The sequence below is a fragment of the Salegentibacter maritimus genome (genome assembly GCF_016236975.1).
Classification (GTDB): domain Bacteria; phylum Bacteroidota; class Bacteroidia; order Flavobacteriales; family Flavobacteriaceae; genus Salegentibacter; species Salegentibacter maritimus.
The window spans coordinates 278299-296086 of sequence record NZ_JAEHNY010000002.1; the positions used below are offsets into that span (position 1 = coordinate 278299).

General features: G+C 35.4%; 19 protein-coding genes. 8 read left to right on the forward strand and 11 right to left on the reverse strand.

What is annotated here, in order from left to right; translation table 11 throughout:
* Positions 1-122: 122 nt before the first annotated feature.
* The 8 genes from sucD to I6U50_RS03285 all read right to left on the reverse strand — a co-directional run bounded on the left by sucD (position 123) and on the right by I6U50_RS03285 (position 7645).
* Complete coding sequence (gene sucD, locus I6U50_RS03250) at positions 123-998, reverse strand: succinate--CoA ligase subunit alpha (protein WP_198627273.1); 876 nt, start codon at positions 996-998, stop codon at positions 123-125.
* Between the two features lie 137 nt (positions 999-1135).
* A complete protein-coding gene (locus I6U50_RS03255; protein WP_193709685.1) occupies positions 1136-1531 on the reverse strand; it encodes a nuclear transport factor 2 family protein in 396 nt (131 codons plus the stop codon).
* A gap of 7 nt (positions 1532-1538) precedes the next feature.
* Entirely contained in the window at positions 1539-2468 is a 930-nt protein-coding gene (locus I6U50_RS03260; protein ID WP_198637831.1) for a UDP-3-O-(3-hydroxymyristoyl)glucosamine N-acyltransferase, read from the reverse strand.
* Positions 2469-2603: 135 nt separating this feature from the next.
* Entirely contained in the window at positions 2604-3170 is a 567-nt protein-coding gene (efp, locus tag I6U50_RS03265; protein WP_193709687.1) for an elongation factor P, read from the reverse strand.
* 11 nt (positions 3171-3181) lie between these two features.
* Positions 3182-3967: an acyl-ACP--UDP-N-acetylglucosamine O-acyltransferase gene (lpxA, locus tag I6U50_RS03270; protein ID WP_193709688.1), complete on the reverse strand. Its 786-nt coding sequence runs from the start codon at positions 3965-3967 to the stop codon at positions 3182-3184.
* A 5-nt stretch (positions 3968-3972) separates the two neighbouring features.
* Complete coding sequence (locus I6U50_RS03275) at positions 3973-5373, reverse strand: bifunctional UDP-3-O-[3-hydroxymyristoyl] N-acetylglucosamine deacetylase/3-hydroxyacyl-ACP dehydratase (RefSeq protein ID WP_193709689.1); 1401 nt, start codon at positions 5371-5373, stop codon at positions 3973-3975.
* Entirely contained in the window at positions 5363-6391 is a 1029-nt protein-coding gene (gene lpxD, locus I6U50_RS03280; protein ID WP_198637832.1) for a UDP-3-O-(3-hydroxymyristoyl)glucosamine N-acyltransferase, read from the reverse strand. The genes I6U50_RS03275 and lpxD overlap by 11 nt, the downstream gene beginning before the upstream one ends.
* Before the next feature lie 24 nt (positions 6392-6415).
* Positions 6416-7645: an HD domain-containing protein gene (locus I6U50_RS03285; protein ID WP_193709691.1), complete on the reverse strand. Its 1230-nt coding sequence runs from the start codon at positions 7643-7645 to the stop codon at positions 6416-6418.
* 177 nt (positions 7646-7822) lie between these two features.
* Between I6U50_RS03285 and porX the strand changes: the two genes are divergently transcribed.
* The 6 genes from porX (at position 7823) to I6U50_RS03315 (ending at position 12495) form a co-directional block, all read left to right on the forward strand.
* Positions 7823-9373 carry a T9SS response regulator signal transducer PorX gene (gene porX, locus I6U50_RS03290; protein ID WP_198637833.1) on the forward strand — a complete coding sequence of 517 codons (1551 nt, stop codon included), beginning with the start codon at positions 7823-7825 and terminating at the stop codon, positions 9371-9373.
* A gap of 86 nt (positions 9374-9459) precedes the next feature.
* Complete coding sequence (gene tsaE / locus I6U50_RS03295; protein ID WP_198637834.1) at positions 9460-9864, forward strand: tRNA (adenosine(37)-N6)-threonylcarbamoyltransferase complex ATPase subunit type 1 TsaE; 405 nt, start codon at positions 9460-9462, stop codon at positions 9862-9864.
* A 281-nt stretch (positions 9865-10145) separates the two neighbouring features.
* Entirely contained in the window at positions 10146-10292 is a 147-nt protein-coding gene (locus I6U50_RS03300) for a hypothetical protein (protein ID WP_198637890.1), read from the forward strand.
* A 232-nt stretch (positions 10293-10524) separates the two neighbouring features.
* Positions 10525-10824: a hypothetical protein gene (locus I6U50_RS15895; protein WP_232805867.1), complete on the forward strand. Its 300-nt coding sequence runs from the start codon at positions 10525-10527 to the stop codon at positions 10822-10824.
* A gap of 59 nt (positions 10825-10883) precedes the next feature.
* Positions 10884-12083 carry an alanine dehydrogenase gene (locus I6U50_RS03310; protein ID WP_198627281.1) on the forward strand — a complete coding sequence of 400 codons (1200 nt, stop codon included), beginning with the start codon at positions 10884-10886 and terminating at the stop codon, positions 12081-12083.
* Positions 12084-12120: 37 nt separating this feature from the next.
* Positions 12121-12495: a DUF4258 domain-containing protein gene (locus tag I6U50_RS03315; protein WP_198637836.1), complete on the forward strand. Its 375-nt coding sequence runs from the start codon at positions 12121-12123 to the stop codon at positions 12493-12495.
* Between the two features lie 104 nt (positions 12496-12599).
* On the opposite strand, the gene bcp is transcribed toward I6U50_RS03315, so the two are convergent.
* Positions 12600-13055: a thioredoxin-dependent thiol peroxidase gene (bcp, locus tag I6U50_RS03320; RefSeq protein WP_193709698.1), complete on the reverse strand. Its 456-nt coding sequence runs from the start codon at positions 13053-13055 to the stop codon at positions 12600-12602.
* A gap of 81 nt (positions 13056-13136) precedes the next feature.
* On the opposite strand from bcp, the gene I6U50_RS03325 reads away from it, so the two are divergent.
* Entirely contained in the window at positions 13137-13793 is a 657-nt protein-coding gene (locus I6U50_RS03325; RefSeq protein WP_193709699.1) for an endonuclease III domain-containing protein, read from the forward strand.
* Between the two features lie 41 nt (positions 13794-13834).
* Here I6U50_RS03325 and I6U50_RS03330 read toward each other — a convergent pair whose 3' ends face one another.
* On the reverse strand, positions 13835-13987 hold the full coding sequence (locus I6U50_RS03330; RefSeq protein ID WP_193709700.1) for a hypothetical protein: 153 nt from the start codon (positions 13985-13987) through the stop codon (positions 13835-13837).
* 58 nt (positions 13988-14045) lie between these two features.
* Positions 14046-14630 (reverse strand): RNA polymerase sigma factor, encoded by a 585-nt coding sequence (locus I6U50_RS03335; RefSeq protein WP_193709701.1) that lies wholly within the window; start codon positions 14628-14630, stop codon positions 14046-14048.
* Between the two features lie 237 nt (positions 14631-14867).
* On the opposite strand from I6U50_RS03335, the gene uvrA reads away from it, so the two are divergent.
* The gene (gene uvrA, locus I6U50_RS03340) at positions 14868-17654 is read left to right on the forward strand and encodes an excinuclease ABC subunit UvrA (protein ID WP_198637888.1); all 2787 of its coding nucleotides are present in this window, start codon (positions 14868-14870) and stop codon (positions 17652-17654) included.
* Positions 17655-17788 lie beyond the last annotated feature (134 nt).

Below are 17788 nucleotides of genomic sequence, written 5' to 3' on the forward strand. Positions count from 1 at the left end.
AAAGATTGATGTTAATTAAACAGTTTCAAATATAACAAAAGCTAATACCAAGAAATAAAAAATCCTCCTGTATTTGGTGAAACACTAAATACAGGAGGATTTCAATATGATTTAGGAAGGTTTTAGCCCTTCATTACCTCGGCTACTTTTTTCCCAATTTCTGCCGGTGAATCTACTACATGAATTCCATTTTCTTTAAGAATAGCTTTCTTTGCTTGTGCAGTATCTTCGCTTCCACCTACAATAGCTCCTGCATGTCCCATAGTACGGCCAGCAGGTGCTGTTTCTCCGGCTATAAAACCTACAACCGGTTTTTTGTTTCCATTTTCTTTAATCCAGGTTGCGGCATCTGCCTCTAATTGACCTCCAATTTCACCGATCATTACAATACATTCGGTTTCCTCATCGTTCATCAATAATTCTACAGCTTCTTTGGTGGTTGTTCCAATAATTGGATCTCCCCCTATACCAATTGCAGTTGTGATTCCAAGACCTTGTTTTACTACCTGATCTGCAGCTTCATAAGTTAAAGTACCAGATTTAGAAACAATCCCTACTTTACCTTTTTTGAAAACAAAACCTGGCATAATACCAACTTTTGCTTCTCCGGGAGTTATTACACCTGGACAGTTAGGCCCTACCAAACGGCAATCTCTATCCTGAATATAATCGTAAGCTTTTACCATATCTGCCACCGGAATACCTTCGGTAATCGTGATAATTACTTTTATTCCGGCATCTGCTGCTTCCATAATAGCATCTGCTGCAAAAGCTGGTGGTACAAAAATTATAGAAACATCGGCTCCAGTTTTTTCAACAGCATCAGATACCGTATTGAAAACAGGCTTATTAAGGTGTTTTTGACCTCCTTTACCAGGAGTTACACCTCCAACCACGTTGGTTCCATACTCTATCATTTGTTCAGCGTGAAAAGTACCTTCACTACCGGTAAATCCCTGAACTATTATTTTTGAATCTTTATTGACTAAAACGCTCATATTTTTTTTGATTTTGCGATTACAAAAGTAAGTTTTTAAAAATGAAAGATAAAGTGATTTATGAAGTTTATTAAGGCTTTAATCTTAAAATTAAGTAAAATTCAAGCCTAAAAATCAGATTATTTGAGAACTCAAAATTAAGTCCATGGACTACCGTCTATTTCTTCACCCAGTTGTGAAATTTGAACACCCTTAAGAAGTTTGTTATCTTTTAATTCCCAAATAGCCATAAAGTGGGCCAGTGGCATTTCTTCGTCGGGATTTTCTATTGTTTTTACATGGTAGGTAAAGTGTATGGCTATTTGATTGTCTTCTTCGACAATCTTTTCCACTTCGGCCTTAAGCGATTCGAAACTCTTTCCTAGATTATCCCTAAGCTCTAATATTTTGTCGAAATCCAGCTTTTTAAATCCGGTGGTACCGTACCAGGAAAGATTTACATTGGGATGTAAGTAATTGTCTAGAGCTCCTTTTTCGTCTTTAAATAGGGATATATAAAAATTCTCAACAATCTCTTTACTTTGTACGCCCATAAATTTATTATTTTAATTTCTCAAGCAATTTAGGTAATTGCTTTAAAAGCGCCAATTCTTTTAATTTAGCCCTGGCTTCCATTGCTGGGTTTCCTGTATATACTTTGTTTGCTTTAGTAGATTTTGTAATTCCAGCCTGCCCCATAAGAACACCACCTTTTTCTACGGTAATTCCGCTACGCATTCCTACCTGCCCCCAAACGGTCACCTCGTCTTCGATAATTACTGCCCCGGCAATCCCTACCTGACTGGCAATAAGACATCTTTTGCCAATAACCGTATCATGGCCAACCTGTATTAAGTTATCAAGCTTAGTACCCTCTTTTATGGTAGTATCTCCGGTAACACCTTTATCTATAGTGCAATTAGCTCCAATTTCAACATTATCTTCTACTACTACGCGTCCACCAGATCTTAATTTATCAAAGCCTTGTGGTCTTGTTTTATAATAAAAAGCGTCTCCTCCCAAAACAGTTCCGGAATGAATAATTACGTTATTTCCAATAATAGTATTATCGTATATACTAACATTTGAGTGAATTAGGCAATTACTGCCAATCCTTACATTATTGCCAATAAACGTGTTGGGCTGAATATGAGTACCCTTTCCTATTTGAGCCGACTCTGATATAGATTTATCAGCTTTTTTGAAAGGTTTAAAGTACTGAGTAAGCTTATTAAAATCGGAGAAAGGATCTTCTGAAATCAACAAAGCCTTACCTTCGGGACAAGCTACTTTTTTATTAATCAAAATTACAGTAGCAGCCGAATTTAAAGCCTTATCGTAATATTTTGGATGATCTACAAAAACAATATCCCCGGGTGTCACCACATGAATTTCATTCATCCCGGTTACCGGGAAATTAGCGTCACCAATATACTCGGCATCAATAATAGTTGCTATTTGTTGTAAGCTATGTTCCTGGGGAAATTTCATATACTAATTATAAAAAATTAGCCATCCTGCTCCGGTATTTGGAGATTATCTCAGAGTCTAAGCGTTTAATATCTAAACAAACTAGAAGCTAAAACAAGTTCAGTCTGGCCTAAAACTTTTTGAAAGACTAAAAAATTATTCTTTAATTCTTTCTTTATAAGTTCCTTTATCTGTTTCTACTTTAATTTTATCACCTTCATTTATAAATAAAGGAACATTCACCTCTGCACCTGTCTCTACAGTTGCCGGTTTAGTGGCATTGGTGGCAGTATTTCCTTTTACACCAGGTTCGGTATGTGTTACTTCCAATATTACACTTGCAGGCATTTCTACTGAAAGCGGTGCATTATCTTCGGTATTGATTATTACTGTAACCACTTCGCCTTCCTTTAAAAGTTTAGGTTGATCTAAAGCTTGTTCCACCAAACGAATTTGAGTGTAATCCTCCACATTCATAAAATGATAAAATTCATCATCATTATATAGATACTGAAATTTATGAGTTTCTACACGAACATCGTCTATCTTATGTCCCGCTGAAAATGTATTTTCTACAACTTTCCCTGTGGTTACACTTTTTAGTTTGGTACGTACAAAAGCAGGACCTTTTCCGGGTTTTACGTGTAAAAATTCAACTATCTTATAAATATCGTGGTTGTAACGAATGCATAATCCGTTTCTAATATCACTTGTACTTGCCATTTAAATTTCTTTTAATTTGAACTAAAGTATCCTTTCATGATACCTCGTTGTGAGTTTTTAATGAATTCTAAAATTTCGTCTCTTTCTGCCGTTGCTTGCATTTCGGCTTCAATAATAGCTACAGCTTGTGTATTATTATAGTTTCTTTGATAGAGAATTCTAAAAATATCCTGAATTTCCCTAATTTTTTCGGTAGTAAACCCTCTTCTACGCAAACCTATAGAATTGATACCAACATAAGATAAAGGCTCCCTTCCCGCTTTAACAAACGGAGGAACATCTTTTCTAACCAAAGAGCCTCCTGTTACAAAGGCGTGTCTTCCAATACTGCAAAATTGCTGAATTGCCGCCATACCTGCCAATACTACGTGGTCTCCCACATTTATATGGCCGGCAAGCGTACTGTTATTAGAAAAGATACAATTATCGCCCACAATACAATCGTGCGCAATATGGCAATAAGCCATTATCCAACAGTTTTTCCCTATTACGGTTTTCATTCTGTCTGTAGTCCCCCTATTAATGGTTACACATTCTCGAATAGTAGTATTATCACCAATAACCGTAATAGTATCTTCATCATCAAATTTTTTATCCTGCGGAATGGCAGAAATAACGGCTCCCGGAAAAATACTACAATTCTTTCCTATTCGGGCACCTTCCATTATAGTTACGTTAGACCCTATCCAGGATCCCTCGCCTATCACTACATTATTATGAATAGTGGTAAAAGGTTCTATTACTACGTTCTTAGCAATTTTGGCTCCGGGATGTACGTAAGCTAAAGGCTGGTTCATATAATTTATTTTGATTTTACAATTTGCGCCATTAATACGGCCTCGGTGGCTAATTTTCCGTTTACATAAGCAGAGCCTTGCATTTGGCAAATTCCCCGGCGAATAGGCGCAAGTAATTCTAATTTAAATATTAAAGTATCTCCAGGTACTACCTGTTGTTTAAATCTTACATTATCTATTTTCATAAAATAAGTAAGGTAATTTTCTGGGTCTGGAACAGATTTCAATGCTAAAATACCACCAGTTTGAGCCATTGCTTCTACCTGAAGTACACCGGGCATTACAGGTTTTCCGGGGAAATGCCCCACAAAGAAAGGCTCATTCATGGTTACGTTCTTCAAACCAATCACGCAACTATCGGTACAGCTATAAATTTTATCAACTAAAAGGAATGGTGAGCGATGGGGCAAAATATCCATAATGGCATTCACATCCATTAAAGGTTTTTGATCCAAATCTATTTTTGGAACATTATTCCTTTTTTCAGTTTTAATTATTTTAGATAGTTTTTTAGCAAACTCGGTATTTACATAATGTCCCGGCTTATTGGCAATTACTTTTCCACGAATACGTGTACCTATAAGTGCCAAATCTCCCAAAACATCTAAAAGCTTATGTCGTGCTGCCTCATTAGGATAATGCAGCGTTAAATTATCAAGAATTCCATTGGGTTTAACGGAAATATCATCTTTTTCAAAAGCTTTTCTTAGTTTCTTTAAGGTATCTTCGTTTATCTCTTTATCTACATAAACAATAGCATTGTTTAAATCACCTCCTTTAATTAATCCGTGGTCTAAAAGTGCTTCAAGTTCGTGTAAAAAGCTAAACGTTCTTGCATTAGCAATTTCATCCTTAAATTCTGAAAGATGGTTAATCGAAGCGTTTTGAGTGCCCAGTACTTCTGTGCCAAAGTCTACCATAGCAGTGACCTGGTACTCTTCTGATGGCATCACGATAATTTCGCTTCCACTTTCTTCATCATGATAAGAAATCACCTGATCTACTATATACTCTTCCCTTTCTGCTTCCTGGCTAACTATTCCTGCTTTCTCTAAAGCTTCTACAAAAAACTTTGAAGAACCATCCATAATTGGTGGCTCTGAAGCATCTAACTCAATTAAAATATTATCTATATCAAGCCCTACACAAGCTGCAAGCACATGCTCTGAGGTTTGAATTTTCACCCCATTTTTCTCAAGGTTTGTCCCTCTTCTTGTATTCACTACATAGCTTACATCTGCTTCTATCTGAGGTTCTCCCTCCAGATCCATTCTTTTAAAAACATAACCGGTATTCTCCGGACCAGGTTTAAAGGTCATTTTTACTTTCTGACCGGTATGCAGCCCAACCCCTTCAAGGGAAACCTCCCTATCTATAGTATGTTGTTTCGCCTGTTTATATGCCATTTTTAATCTTTTTTTCTAATTGGTTAAGTGTATCTATAGTTTTAGGTAAGTTCTTAAAATGCACGTAAGATTTATTAAAATCTCCGTAACCAAAGGCTGGAGAGCCTTGCAACATTTCATCATCTTTCACATTTCGGCCAATACCAGCCTGAGCTTGTATTTTCACTCTATCTCCTATTTGAAGGTGACCAACAATACCAACCTGCCCTCCAATTAAGCAATTTTTACCAATTTTAGTAGAACCGGCTATACCTGTTTGTGCCGCTATGGCCGTATGAGAACCAATTTCTACATTATGGGCAATTTGAATTTGGTTATCTAACTTCACCCCTTCTCTTATAATTGTAGATCCTAAGGTTGCACGGTCTATAGTGGTCCCGGCACCAATATCTACATAATCTTCAATTATCACGTTTCCAATTTGGGGTACTTTTGTATACTTCCCATCTTCTCCCGGACTAAAACCAAATCCATCGGCTCCAACAATAACTCCGCTATGAATAACACAATTATTACCCACAATGGTTTCAGAATAAATTTTCACCCCCGGGAAAACAATTACATTATCCCCTATTTCCACATTATCCCCAATATAAACGTTGGGATAAAGCTTTACATTGTCCCCAATTTTTACGTTTTCACCAATATAGGCAAAAGCACCTATATAAATATTATCTCCAAATTTCGCCGAATCAGACAGGAAACTCGGTTGTTCAATTCCCTTTTTGTTCAGTTTAATTTGATTGTAATATTCCAGCAAGGTAGAAAATGCTTTATAAGCATCTTTCACCTTAATTAACGTAGTGTTTATAGGTTCTTCGGCTACAAAATCACTATTAACTATTGCGATAGAAGCCTGTGTAGAATATATATATGAAGTATATTTAGGATTGCTTAAAAAGGTTAGGGAACCTTCGCCTCCTTCTTCAATTTTAGCTAATTCTGATACTTCTACATCGGGGTTACCCTCAATTTCTCCCTCAAGTATCTCTGCTATTTGTGCTGCTGTAAATTTCATTCTGGCAAAAATAAAAAAAAAGTGTTAATGTTTGGCCTTCGGATAACACATATAATACTTAATCACGGTTTTTGAAAGCGCTTTTAGGTTCAATTGATCCGATGCTTTCGCTACATCGCTAATCTTCCCATTCTTATGTAAAATGTTAATATTGTTATTTTCGCTTTTATAAGCGGTATTGGTAACCTCCCCACTAAAAACAAAATATGCTGCTTCTTCGGCCGATACATTTGCTTTTTCCTGAAAAGCTTGCCGGCGTTTTTCTAACTTTTCAACAGATGGTTTCTTCTTTTTAATCTTCACCTTCAACAAGTCCCGGTTAATGATCATTTTACATAAATTAGATAATACAAAGTCGTCATGATCTTGCCATTCTTTCATTGCAGAGACAATATCGTAATCGTCTAAACGCGCAAAAACCGATAAAGTTTGAGAAGTGAAGTCTTGCGGCCCAATTCTATTATGCAGAAAATAAGAAAGAGATTTACTTGCGTTTAAATCTTCCCCTTTTTCAACCAATTCCTTCGCCCGTTTTAACATTCTAATTAAAAGTTGCTCTGCCACCAAACTGGTTTTATGCAAATATACCTGCCAATACATTAATCTTCTGGCCACTAAAAATTTTTCTACCGAATAAATCCCCTTTTCTTCAATCACCAAATCATCATTAACCACATTTAGCATTGCAATAAGTCGCTCACTGTTAATATTTCCTTCAGCAGCACCGGTATAAAAACTATCTCGTCTCAAATAGTCTAAACGATCCATATCCAATTGACTGGAGATTAATTGATTTAAAAATCTGCGGCTGTAGGTACCGCGAAAAATCTGCAAAGCCAACGTTAAACTTTGGTTAAAGTCACGATTCATTTCTTCCATAAAAAGCAAAGAAATATTTTCGTGGTCTACCCCTTCCACAATACTATGTTCCATGGCGTGTGAAAATGGACCGTGACCTATATCGTGAAGTAAAATAGCAATTTGCAGGGCCTCTTCTTCGTCTTCAGAAATCACAACCCCTTTGTAGCGAAGCACTTGAACTGCTTTTTGCATTAAATGCACACAACCTAGAGCATGATGAAACCGGGTATGATGGGCACCGGGGTAGACGAGGTAAGACATTCCCATTTGAGAAATTCTGCGTAAACGCTGAAAATAGGGATGTTCAATTATACTAAAGATTCGCTCACTGGGGATGGTAATAAATCCGTAAATTGGATCGTTTAATATTTTAAGTTTATTAGTAGCAGTCAAACTTTTTATCGTGTTAATTCAAAACAAATATACATATATAGAGTTGGGGAGTATAAAAAGCACTACATAAGTTGTAAAAAACTGCAACTCTATAACAATTTATAGGAATTCACGAGTATTAAAGTCGCAAATTTAAAAAAGAGATCAAAACTCAGTTAACGCATAAAAATATAAAGAATGAATAAAATAAAAATACTTTGGGTAGATGATGAAATAGATCTACTAAAACCACATATTCTATTTCTTGAATCTAAAGATTATGAAGTAACCACCAGCCAAAGTGGGACTGAAGCTTTGGAACAAATAGAAGAAGAGAGCTTTGATATCGTTTTTCTTGATGAGAATATGCCGGGACTTACCGGTCTTGAAACACTTGCTGAAATAAAAGAAAAAAGGGAAAATCTTCCTATTGTAATGATTACAAAAAGTGAGGAGGAATATATTATGGAAGAAGCTATTGGCTCTAAAATAGCCGATTACCTCATAAAGCCGGTAAATCCCAATCAAATTCTACTTAGTATAAAAAAGAATTTAGACCATTCCCGACTTATTTCTGAAAAAACAACATCAAATTACCAACAGGAGTTTAGAAAGATTGCCATGGACCTAAGTCAGGTAAATACGTTTGAAGAATGGGGCGAACTTTATCAAAAATTAATCTATTGGGAGCTACAGCTTGAAGACCTGGAAGACAGTGGTATGTTCGAAATTTTAGAATCACAAAAAAATGAAGCAAATACCCAATTTTGTAAATTTATAGACAAAAATTATACACACTGGTTCGAAAATAGCGCTGAGGCACCTATAATGTCCCACACCATTTTTAAAGAGAAGATTATCCCTGAAATTTCCAAAGATCAACCTACATTACTTGTTGTTGTAGATAATTTAAGATATGACCAATGGAAAGCATTAGAGCCGGTAGTAGCTAATTACTACAAAAAAGAAAAAGAAGAGCCTTACTTTAGTATTTTACCAACCGCAACACAGTACGCCCGTAATGCTATGTTTTCTGGTTTAATGCCAGCCGATATGGAAAAAAGGTTTCCGCAATATTGGAAAAACGATACAGATGAAGGAGGAAAAAACAACCATGAAGCCGAGTTTTTAGAAGAGCAATTGAAAAGGTTAGGAAAAACCTTTAAACATGAATATCATAAAATTACAAGTTTAAAAGGTGGAAAAAAACTTGCTGAAAACTTTAAAACCCAAAAGGATAATGATCTTACAGTTGTGGTTTACAACTTTGTAGATATGCTATCACATTCTAAAACAGAAATGGAAGTAATTAAGGAATTGGCTTCCAACGATAAGTCTTATAGATCCTTAACTCATAGTTGGTTTAAAAATTCGCCTCTACTAGATATTATTCTACAGGCAAAACAATTAGGGTTTAAATTAATTCTTACCACAGACCATGGTACGATAAACGCAAAAAATCCATCAAAAGTTATAGGTGACAAGAATACCAGTTTAAATTTAAGATATAAAACGGGTAAAAGCCTCACTTATGAAGAAAAAGATGTTTTGGCTATTTCAAACCCTAAAAGTGTTCATTTACCCAGTATAAATATGAGTAGCTCTTTTATTTTTGCTAAAGGAGACCTCTTTTTTGCTTATCCCAATAATTATAATCATTATGTAAGTTATTACCGGAACACCTACCAACACGGCGGTGTATCCTTAGAGGAAATGATCATTCCTTTTGTTGTATTAAGCCCAAAATAAACACATTAAACACTGATTTACAGCAAATTATAGGGAATATAAAATTATTCCCTATCTTTGTTATGCCAAAAATCTTTTTTTTGAAAATGTCTATAACCTACAATTTAGCCCAAATTGACGAGGCTGTTCAATTTATATTAAATCATACAAAAAGTAAGGTCTTACTTTTTTATGGTGAGATGGGTGCAGGTAAAACCACTCTTATAAAATCTTTAACTGCAGCCTTAAAAAGTATAGATAAGGTATCTAGCCCCACGTTTTCGTTAGTCAACGAATATCACACCCCCCAGGAAAATATTTATCATTTCGATTTTTATAGATTAAAAGACGAAAATGAAGCTTTAGATATAGGTATTGAAGAGTATTTGAGCTCCAATAATTGGATTTTTATTGAATGGCCACAAAATATTAGTAGCTTTTTAGAAAATGAATTTCAAAAAGTGGAAATTTCAGCTATAGATGAAAAAACTAGATTGTTAAATTTATGTTAATAAAAACCAAACACTTTCTTAAATTAACAAAAAAGCTTTGTGTTAGCTGCAACAGATAATTTTGTTATAGTTCAAAATTAAAAACAGCAAAAAAACAATATAATTCTAAAATATAGTTATTTATTTTTTATTAGTATAAAATATATTTTGTTAAAATATCCTCATTTTTTTGCTTAAAAAAAGCTGCAAAAGTACGATTAATGTATTAATTTTTAGCGTTTTATATTTCTCTAGGTTTGCTTCAGTAAACAAAACGAAATAACAATTTAAAACCCTATATTATGAAACTTAAAGCATTACTTTTTACAGCAGCAATTTTTGGAGCAAGTTTTTTTGTAACTTCAACTTCTGATAACGATACTAATAATGACCAAATTAAAGAACAAGCTGTCGACGTACGCAAGATCAAAGTTCCTGCTGCTGGGTAGTATTATAGCCCTTTTAATAGCGTTTTCACCATATTTATTTTATTTATATGAAATTTTCCCAAACGGTCGCGTTTGGGAAACTTCTTTTTTTACTTATGAGAGTAAATATTATGAAGATGTTTTGACTGCTGCCTGGACTTTTCTAGGTAAATTAACTCCTTTATTTTTATTACTAATTTGGTTTTTCACCTGCAAACATTGGTGGTATCACTCAATACTAATACCAGTAGCAATGTACATGTACCAATTAGTAATAGCCTTTTATCAAGATGCTTACGCACATACATATACAATTGATACGAATCAACTTATTTATCTTGCACCTTTTTTTATAGTAATTCTTTCTATTGTTTATCTAATTCGAATAAAGATATTTGATCGTGTCTACGGCATCGATCTTAGCGAGATTGATGAGACCGATGTTTCTGTATTTTCTTCTGTTTCCGAAACCGATAGGCGCCAATTAAAATTCTTCCAAAGTGAAGAAGAATATTGGGAGCCCACCGAAGAAGATTATTATAGCCGACTTTAATCAGGGCTATTTTTAAAAATAGTTGTAATTTTCCTATTATAAAGTTTTAGCACCTAAATATGGGCAAACAAGTCTCGCCTTTTACCAAAGAACAATTAATTCCGCAGGAGGAAACCCTGGAAATGTATAAGAATAAGGGAGAATTGTTTATAGGAATTCCCAAAGAAACTTCTTACCAGGAAAAGCGAATTTGCTTAAGTCCTGACGCTGTGGCCGCAATAACCGCTCACGGCCATAGGGTAATGATAGAATCTGGGGCTGGAAAATGGGCACGCTTCAGTGATAAGGATTATGCAAATGCCGGTGCAGAAATTACCACAAACACTAAAAAGGTATTCTCCTGCCCTACTATATTAAAGATTGAACCTCCTTCCATTAAAGAACTTGATTTAATAAATCCGCAAACAATTTTAATTTCTGCACTTCAACTTAAGACCCAGTGCAAAGAGTATTTCCAAAAATTAGCTTCAAAAAGAATAACGGCTCTTGGGTTTGAATTTATAAGGGACGATGACGGCAGTTATCCTATTGTTAGAGCTTTAAGTGAAATTGCAGGTACTGCTTCTGTTTTAATTGCTTCTGAAATTATGAGCAATAATGTTAACGGAAACGGTTTAATGTTTGGCAACATTAGCGGTGTTCCACCTGTAGAAGTAGTTATTCTAGGAGCAGGCACTGTTGGTGAGTTTGCAGCCAGATCGGCTTTGGGGTTGGGAGCAGGGATAAAAGTTTTTGATAGTTCTCTTACCCGACTACGAAATATTCAGGCTAACCTAAATCAAACTTTTTATACATCAACTATTCAGCCCAAAAATCTAACAAAAGCAATAAAACGTTGTGATGTTCTTATTGGTGCAGTTCGGGGCAAGAATCGTTCTCCGGTTCTTATAACAGATGATATGGTTAGTACTATGAAACGTGGGGCTGTAATTATAGATGTAAGTATAGATATGGGGGGCTGCATAGAAACCAGTGAAATTACAACTCACGATAAGCCTATTTTCACCAAACATAATGTACTGCATTACTGCGTTCCAAATATCCCTTCTAGATATGCCAGAACATCCTCGCTCTCAATAAGTAACATTTTCACGCCCTATCTACTGCATATTGCCGAGGAAGGTGGTATAGAAAACACCTTACGTTTTGATAAAGGTTTACGAAATGGTTTGTATTTTTACCACGGAATTTTAACAAATAAATCTATAGCCGACTGGTTTGATCTTTCTTACAGAGATATTAATCTCCTTATTTTTTAGAATAATTTATAACCAGGGCCTCTTCAAACTATTTTAAATGAAATTAATTCATAGAATTGGATATTTCTCTGTTGGATTATTCTTTGGGATAATGCTTTTACTCTTTTTTTTGGGTGGTAAAAAAACCTCTTGTGACTATTCACCAAATGACCGGGTATTAAAAAATATAAGGATAAAAGAACGCGCATTTTCTGCGGAAGCTTTTAATTATTTTGAAACAAATAAATTAGATACCGCTCTGGTTTCTGAAAGCTTAGAAAATGGTAATGTAGATTTTAGCCGAAGCAATACGGAAGGCAAACCCTGTAATGTTTACCTAATCACCAATAAAGTTAAAGAAGCAATACTTGAGCTGCAAATAGAAAACTGCGATAGTACAGCTACTATTCGCCGTGCAATCTTAATTCAGTAAACTAACTCGGGGCAAGCCTCGGGATATTAAACCCTTTGGCGGTACCAAGAAAAAAGAGTTTGTCATTCTGTTTTTGACAAACTCTTTTTTGCTTAAAAGCCATACTACTCAGAAAGAATTTGATCTGTATGGGCTTTGGTTTTTACTTTTTTGATCACTTCATCAATTTTCCCGTCTTCATCTATTATAAAAGTGGTGCGGTGTATCCCTTCATATTCCTTTCCCATAAATTTTTTAGGTCCCCAAACCCCGTAGGCCTGGATTACTTCTTTATCTTCATCGGCCAAAAGTGGAAAAGGAAACTCATATTTAGTTTTAAAGTTAGATTGTCTTTTTTGAGTATCGGCACTAACTCCCAGGATAGCATAGCCTTTTTCCTGAAAACGCTCCCAATTATCTCTAAGATTACAGGCTTCGGCAGTACAGCCCGGCGTACTTGCCTTCGGATAAAAAAACAAAACCAGTTTTTTCCCTTTAAAATCTGATAATTTAATAGTATTTCCATCCTGATCTGCTACTGAAAAATCTGGGGCCTTATCCCCGGCTTCTAATGTTGTCATAATTTCTATTTTTGTATCTATTAAATCGCGGATATTTTCCAGCGATATACTAATTTCAGTGATTGAGTAAATTTAAACAATATGACCAAACAAGAAAAGGTAGAATTTGTAATTAATACCTTAAATGATATTTATCCCGAAATACCTATTCCGTTAGATCACAAAGACCCTTACACCTTATTAATTGCGGTTTTGTTATCAGCCCAAAGTACCGATGTAAAAGTTAACCAAATCACTCCCAAACTTTTTGAAATAGCCGACAATCCAAAGGCTATGGTAAAACTTTCGGTAGAAGAAATTAGGGACATAATTAAGCCGGTTGGCCTCTCCCCTATGAAGTCTAAAGGAATTCGTGGATTATCTAAAATTCTTTTAGAAGAACATAACGGCCAGGTTCCCGTTAGTTTCGAAGCACTTGAGGCTTTACCGGCGGTGGGCCATAAAACGGCTAGTGTAGTAATGGCGCAGGCATTTAATGTTCCTGCCTTTCCGGTAGACACGCATATTCACAGGTTAATGTATCGTTGGAATTTAAGCAACGGCAAAAATGTAGCTCAAACAGAAAAGGATGCTAAACGTTTATTTCCAAAAGACCTTTGGAACAAACTCCACTTGCAAATTATTTGGTATGGCCGGCAATACTCACCGGCAAGGGGCTGGGACTTGGAAAAAGATATTATAACCCAAAAAATAGGTAGAAAAACCGTAATTAATGATTATTATAAAAAGAAAAAATAATCAAAAAAAGACCTGTGTGCAAACAGGTCTTTTTTTAATTTCTAATTGAGGATGCTTTCAAATTTAATTCCCTGAAAATCTACAATTCTTAAATTTTTTGAATAGCTCAAAAGAAACTGTATGGTTTCTTTTGAAGGTTCTAAATTCTTCAACTCATCCTTTTTAGATTGTTTTTTAGTGTAAAGTTTCCTCATGAGATATTTGTTGCGTTGGTTTCTTATTTTAACGCAATCTTTTGAGGAATATTATAAATTAGTTTGTTAAAACAAGATTATGTTTCTCAATTATTTTTCGAAGATTAATTAAAGCGTAACGCATTCTTCCCAAAGCAGTGTTTATGCTTACTCCGGTTCGTTCAGAGATTTCTTTAAAACTCATGTCTTTATATATCCTCATGGTAAGAACTTCCAATTGATCTTCGGGTAGCTCTTTTATAAGCTCCTTTACATCGTTTTCTATCTGATCTTTAATAATTTGTGTTTCAGCATTTAAATCTGAGTCACTTAAAACCGAAAAAATATTAAAGTCGCCGCTATTATCAAATTTAGGCATTCGCTTATTTTTTCTAAAATGATCTATTACCAAATTATGTGCTATACGCATTACCCAGGGTAAAAATTTACCCTCTTCATTGTATTTTCCTTTTTTTAAGGTTTTAATGACCTTTATAAATGTATCCTGAAAAATATCTTCAGCAACATCGCGATCAAAAACTTTAGAAAAAATAAAACTGTAAATTCTGTGTTGGTGTCTGTTAATAAGAGTACTTAGTGCGGCTTCGTTTCCATTCATGTAGTTGCGTACAAGAACAGCGTCAGTAATTTCAACGTTATTCATATTAGTTACTTTTGTTCAGGATGGTAGGGGCTCCCGAGGTTAGGTTATTTAGTTTCTAAAAGTAACTTTATGCGATAGGCGAGTGTTTTTTATTAAAAATCAATGGCCAAATATAGTAAGATATCTGCTACAAAAGCAAACAAAAGTTTAAAATTTTAACAATACAATAAGATTTTCAGGGCTTTAAAGCCTGCTGCTTATTAAGTATCTTTGCATCCCTGAACTAGAAAAATGAGCATGAATATTGACGTTGCCAAGGTAAATCCTAAGGAGAATATTATTATAAAAGGTGCAAAACTGCACAATCTTAAAAATATAAATGTAGTAATTCCCAGAAATAAATTGGTGGTCATTACTGGACTTTCCGGTTCCGGGAAATCCAGCTTAGCTTTTGATACTTTATATGCAGAAGGCCAACGTAGATATGTTGAAAGTCTATCTTCCTACGCCCGTCAGTTTTTAGGCAGGTTAAACAAGCCTAAAGTAGATTATATAAAAGGAATTGCTCCCGCTATTGCCATAGAGCAAAAGGTAAACTCTACCAATCCCCGTTCTACCGTAGGAACTTCCACCGAAATTTACGATTACCTTAAACTGCTTTTTGCCAGAATTGGAAAAACATACTCTCCCATCTCCGGTAACCAGGTAAAAAGAGACAGGGTTGCCGATGTTATAGACCATGTTAAAACTTTCGATGAACGTGAAAAGTTATTGCTTTTGGCACCCATTAATATTGAAGAAGGCCGTACACTTTCAGAAAAAATAAAAGTTTTAGCCCAGCAGGGTTATAGCCGTATCAAGCTTAAAGATAACGTACTAAGGATAGATGAAGCTAATCTTGAAAAGGCTAAGCCCGAAGATACTTTATTAGTGGTAGACCGAATTATCACAAAAGATGAAGAAGATTTTTACAACAGGCTGGCCGATGCTACCGATGCTGCTTTCTTTGAGGGCAAGGGCGAACTTTATATTGAAAGCTTAAAATCGGGAGAAAAGAGACATTTTAGCAATAAATTTGAACTGGATGGGATGAGTTTTCTAGAGCCCAATGTTCATTTATTCAGTTTCAACAACCCTTATGGCGCCTGCCCTACCTGCGAGGGTTATGGGGATGTTATAGGTATTGATGAAGCCCTGGTAATTCCTAATACCGGACTTTCAATTTACGAAAATGCGATTTTCCCCTGGCGCGGTGACAGTATGAGTTGGTATCGGGATCAATTGGTTAATAATTCGCATAAATTCGATTTTCCAATTCATAAGCCATGGTTTCAGCTTACGCAAGAACAAAAAGATTTAGTTTGGAATGGAAATAAACATTTTGAAGGTTTAAACGATTTCTTTCAATTTTTAGAAAGTAAGGCTTATAAAATTCAAAATAGGGTAATGCTTTCCCGCTACCGCGGAAAAACACGTTGCGGAACCTGTAAAGGAAAACGCTTAAGACCCGAGGCAGATTATGTAAAGATAGATAAGCATAGCATCACCGACCTTGTAGAAAAACCTTTAGATAAGGTTAGGGAGTTTTTCGATAAGCTTACATTAAATGAATACGATCAACAAATAGCTAAAAGGCTATTAACTGAAATTAGGAACAGGCTTAAATTCCTATCAGAAGTTGGTTTAGATTACCTCACTTTAAACAGGAAATCCAATAGTCTTTCTGGTGGGGAATCGCAACGAATTAACCTGGCAACTTCTTTAGGGAGTAGCTTAGTGGGATCTATGTATATTTTAGATGAACCTTCTATTGGTTTGCACCCTCGCGATACAGAACGTTTAATTGGAGTGCTACAAAACTTGAGAGATCTTGGCAATACTGTAATTGTGGTAGAGCACGATGAAGATATTATGAGCGCTGCCGATGAAATTATTGATATAGGCCCCGAAGCAGGAACCCACGGCGGTGAAGTTGTGGCTATGGGAACATTAAAACAAATTCTAAAATCTAAATCGCTCACCGCACAATATCTTAATGGAAAAGAGGAAATTTCGGTGCCCGAAAGCCGTAGAGAAGCTTCCGGTGAAATTAGGCTTTTGGGAGCTAGAGAGAATAACCTTCAAAATATAGATGTAAGTTTTCCGCTTCAAACATTTACGGCAATCACAGGTGTTTCCGGTAGCGGGAAAAGCACCCTGGTTAAAAAAATATTATATCCTGCAGTACAAAAGAAAATTGGGGGTTATGGAGAAAAAGCCGGGCAATACACCGATATTGAAGGAGATTTTAAAAACCTTGGAAGCGTAGAATATATTGACCAAAATCCTATTGGTAGATCTTCGCGCTCCAATCCGGTAACTTATATTAAGGCCTACGACGATATTAGAAACCTTTTTGCCGATCAAAAATTATCGAATATTAGAGGTTTTAAACCTAAACATTTCTCATTTAATGTTGAAGGCGGCCGCTGTGAAGTTTGTAAAGGTGAAGGTGAAGTAACCATAGAGATGCAGTTTATGGCCGATGTTCATTTAGAATGCGAGGCCTGTAACGGAAAACGCTTTCAAAAAGATGTGCTGGAAGTTCAGTTTGAAGGAAAAAATATAGACGATGTGTTGAATATGACCATTGACGATGCTACTCATTTTTTCGCCGAACACAAGCTGGATAAGATCGTTAGAAAATTAAAACCTTTACAGGATGTGGGGTTGGGTTATGTTCAATTAGGTCAAAGCTCTTCTACCCTTTCCGGTGGGGAAGCACAGCGAATAAAACTAGCTTCATTTTTAGTAAAAGGGGCAACCAAAGAAAAAGCCCTGTTTATTTTTGATGAACCAACTACAGGACTTCATTTTCATGATATTAAAAAGTTACTAAAATCCTTTAATGCCCTTATTAAAAAAGGACACAGCCTGGTAGTAATAGAACATAATATGGATTTGGTAAAATGTGCCGATTATATAATTGATATTGGCCCTGGCGGTGGAGTTAACGGCGGAAATATTGTTGCTACCGGAACCCCGGAAGAATTAATCAAATCTAAAAATTCGGTTACAGCAAAATATCTAAAAGAGAAATTATAAAGATTATTGTTTCAGAAAAATTTTTTTCTTAATTGCAGTTTTATTAAATATTCGATATCTAAACAATTGATTTACAATAAAAAAACCTCTAAAACAAGCTTTTTTTAGAGGTTTCCCTTTTTTGGCACGTGGTT

Excerpts from the sequence above, each read along its gene's own strand:
- sucD (WP_198627273.1), bottom strand. The coding sequence starts at position 998 with ATGAGCGTTTTAGTCAATAAAGATTCAAAAATAATAGTTCAGGGATTT.
- I6U50_RS03255 (WP_193709685.1), bottom strand. The coding sequence starts at position 1,531 with ATGGGCGTACAAAGTAAAGAGATTGTTGAGAATTTTTATATATCCCTA.
- I6U50_RS03260 (WP_198637831.1), bottom strand. The coding sequence starts at position 2,468 with ATGAAATTTCCCCAGGAACATAGCTTACAACAAATAGCAACTATTATT.
- efp (WP_193709687.1), bottom strand. The coding sequence starts at position 3,170 with ATGGCAAGTACAAGTGATATTAGAAACGGATTATGCATTCGTTACAAC.
- lpxA (WP_193709688.1), bottom strand. The coding sequence starts at position 3,967 with ATGAACCAGCCTTTAGCTTACGTACATCCCGGAGCCAAAATTGCTAAG.
- I6U50_RS03275 (WP_193709689.1), bottom strand. The coding sequence starts at position 5,373 with ATGGCATATAAACAGGCGAAACAACATACTATAGATAGGGAGGTTTCC.
- lpxD (WP_198637832.1), bottom strand. The coding sequence starts at position 6,391 with ATGAAATTTACAGCAGCACAAATAGCAGAGATACTTGAGGGAGAAATT.
- porX (WP_198637833.1), top strand. The coding sequence starts at position 7,823 with ATGAATAAAATAAAAATACTTTGGGTAGATGATGAAATAGATCTACTA.
- tsaE (WP_198637834.1), top strand. The coding sequence starts at position 9,460 with ATGTCTATAACCTACAATTTAGCCCAAATTGACGAGGCTGTTCAATTT.
- I6U50_RS03300 (WP_198637890.1), top strand. The coding sequence starts at position 10,146 with ATGAAACTTAAAGCATTACTTTTTACAGCAGCAATTTTTGGAGCAAGT.
- I6U50_RS15895 (WP_232805867.1), top strand. The coding sequence starts at position 10,525 with ATGTACATGTACCAATTAGTAATAGCCTTTTATCAAGATGCTTACGCA.
- I6U50_RS03310 (WP_198627281.1), top strand. The coding sequence starts at position 10,884 with ATGGGCAAACAAGTCTCGCCTTTTACCAAAGAACAATTAATTCCGCAG.
- I6U50_RS03315 (WP_198637836.1), top strand. The coding sequence starts at position 12,121 with ATGAAATTAATTCATAGAATTGGATATTTCTCTGTTGGATTATTCTTT.
- bcp (WP_193709698.1), bottom strand. The coding sequence starts at position 13,055 with ATGACAACATTAGAAGCCGGGGATAAGGCCCCAGATTTTTCAGTAGCA.
- I6U50_RS03325 (WP_193709699.1), top strand. The coding sequence starts at position 13,137 with ATGACCAAACAAGAAAAGGTAGAATTTGTAATTAATACCTTAAATGAT.
- I6U50_RS03330 (WP_193709700.1), bottom strand. The coding sequence starts at position 13,987 with ATGAGGAAACTTTACACTAAAAAACAATCTAAAAAGGATGAGTTGAAG.
- I6U50_RS03335 (WP_193709701.1), bottom strand. The coding sequence starts at position 14,630 with ATGAATAACGTTGAAATTACTGACGCTGTTCTTGTACGCAACTACATG.
- uvrA (WP_198637888.1), top strand. The coding sequence starts at position 14,868 with ATGAATATTGACGTTGCCAAGGTAAATCCTAAGGAGAATATTATTATA.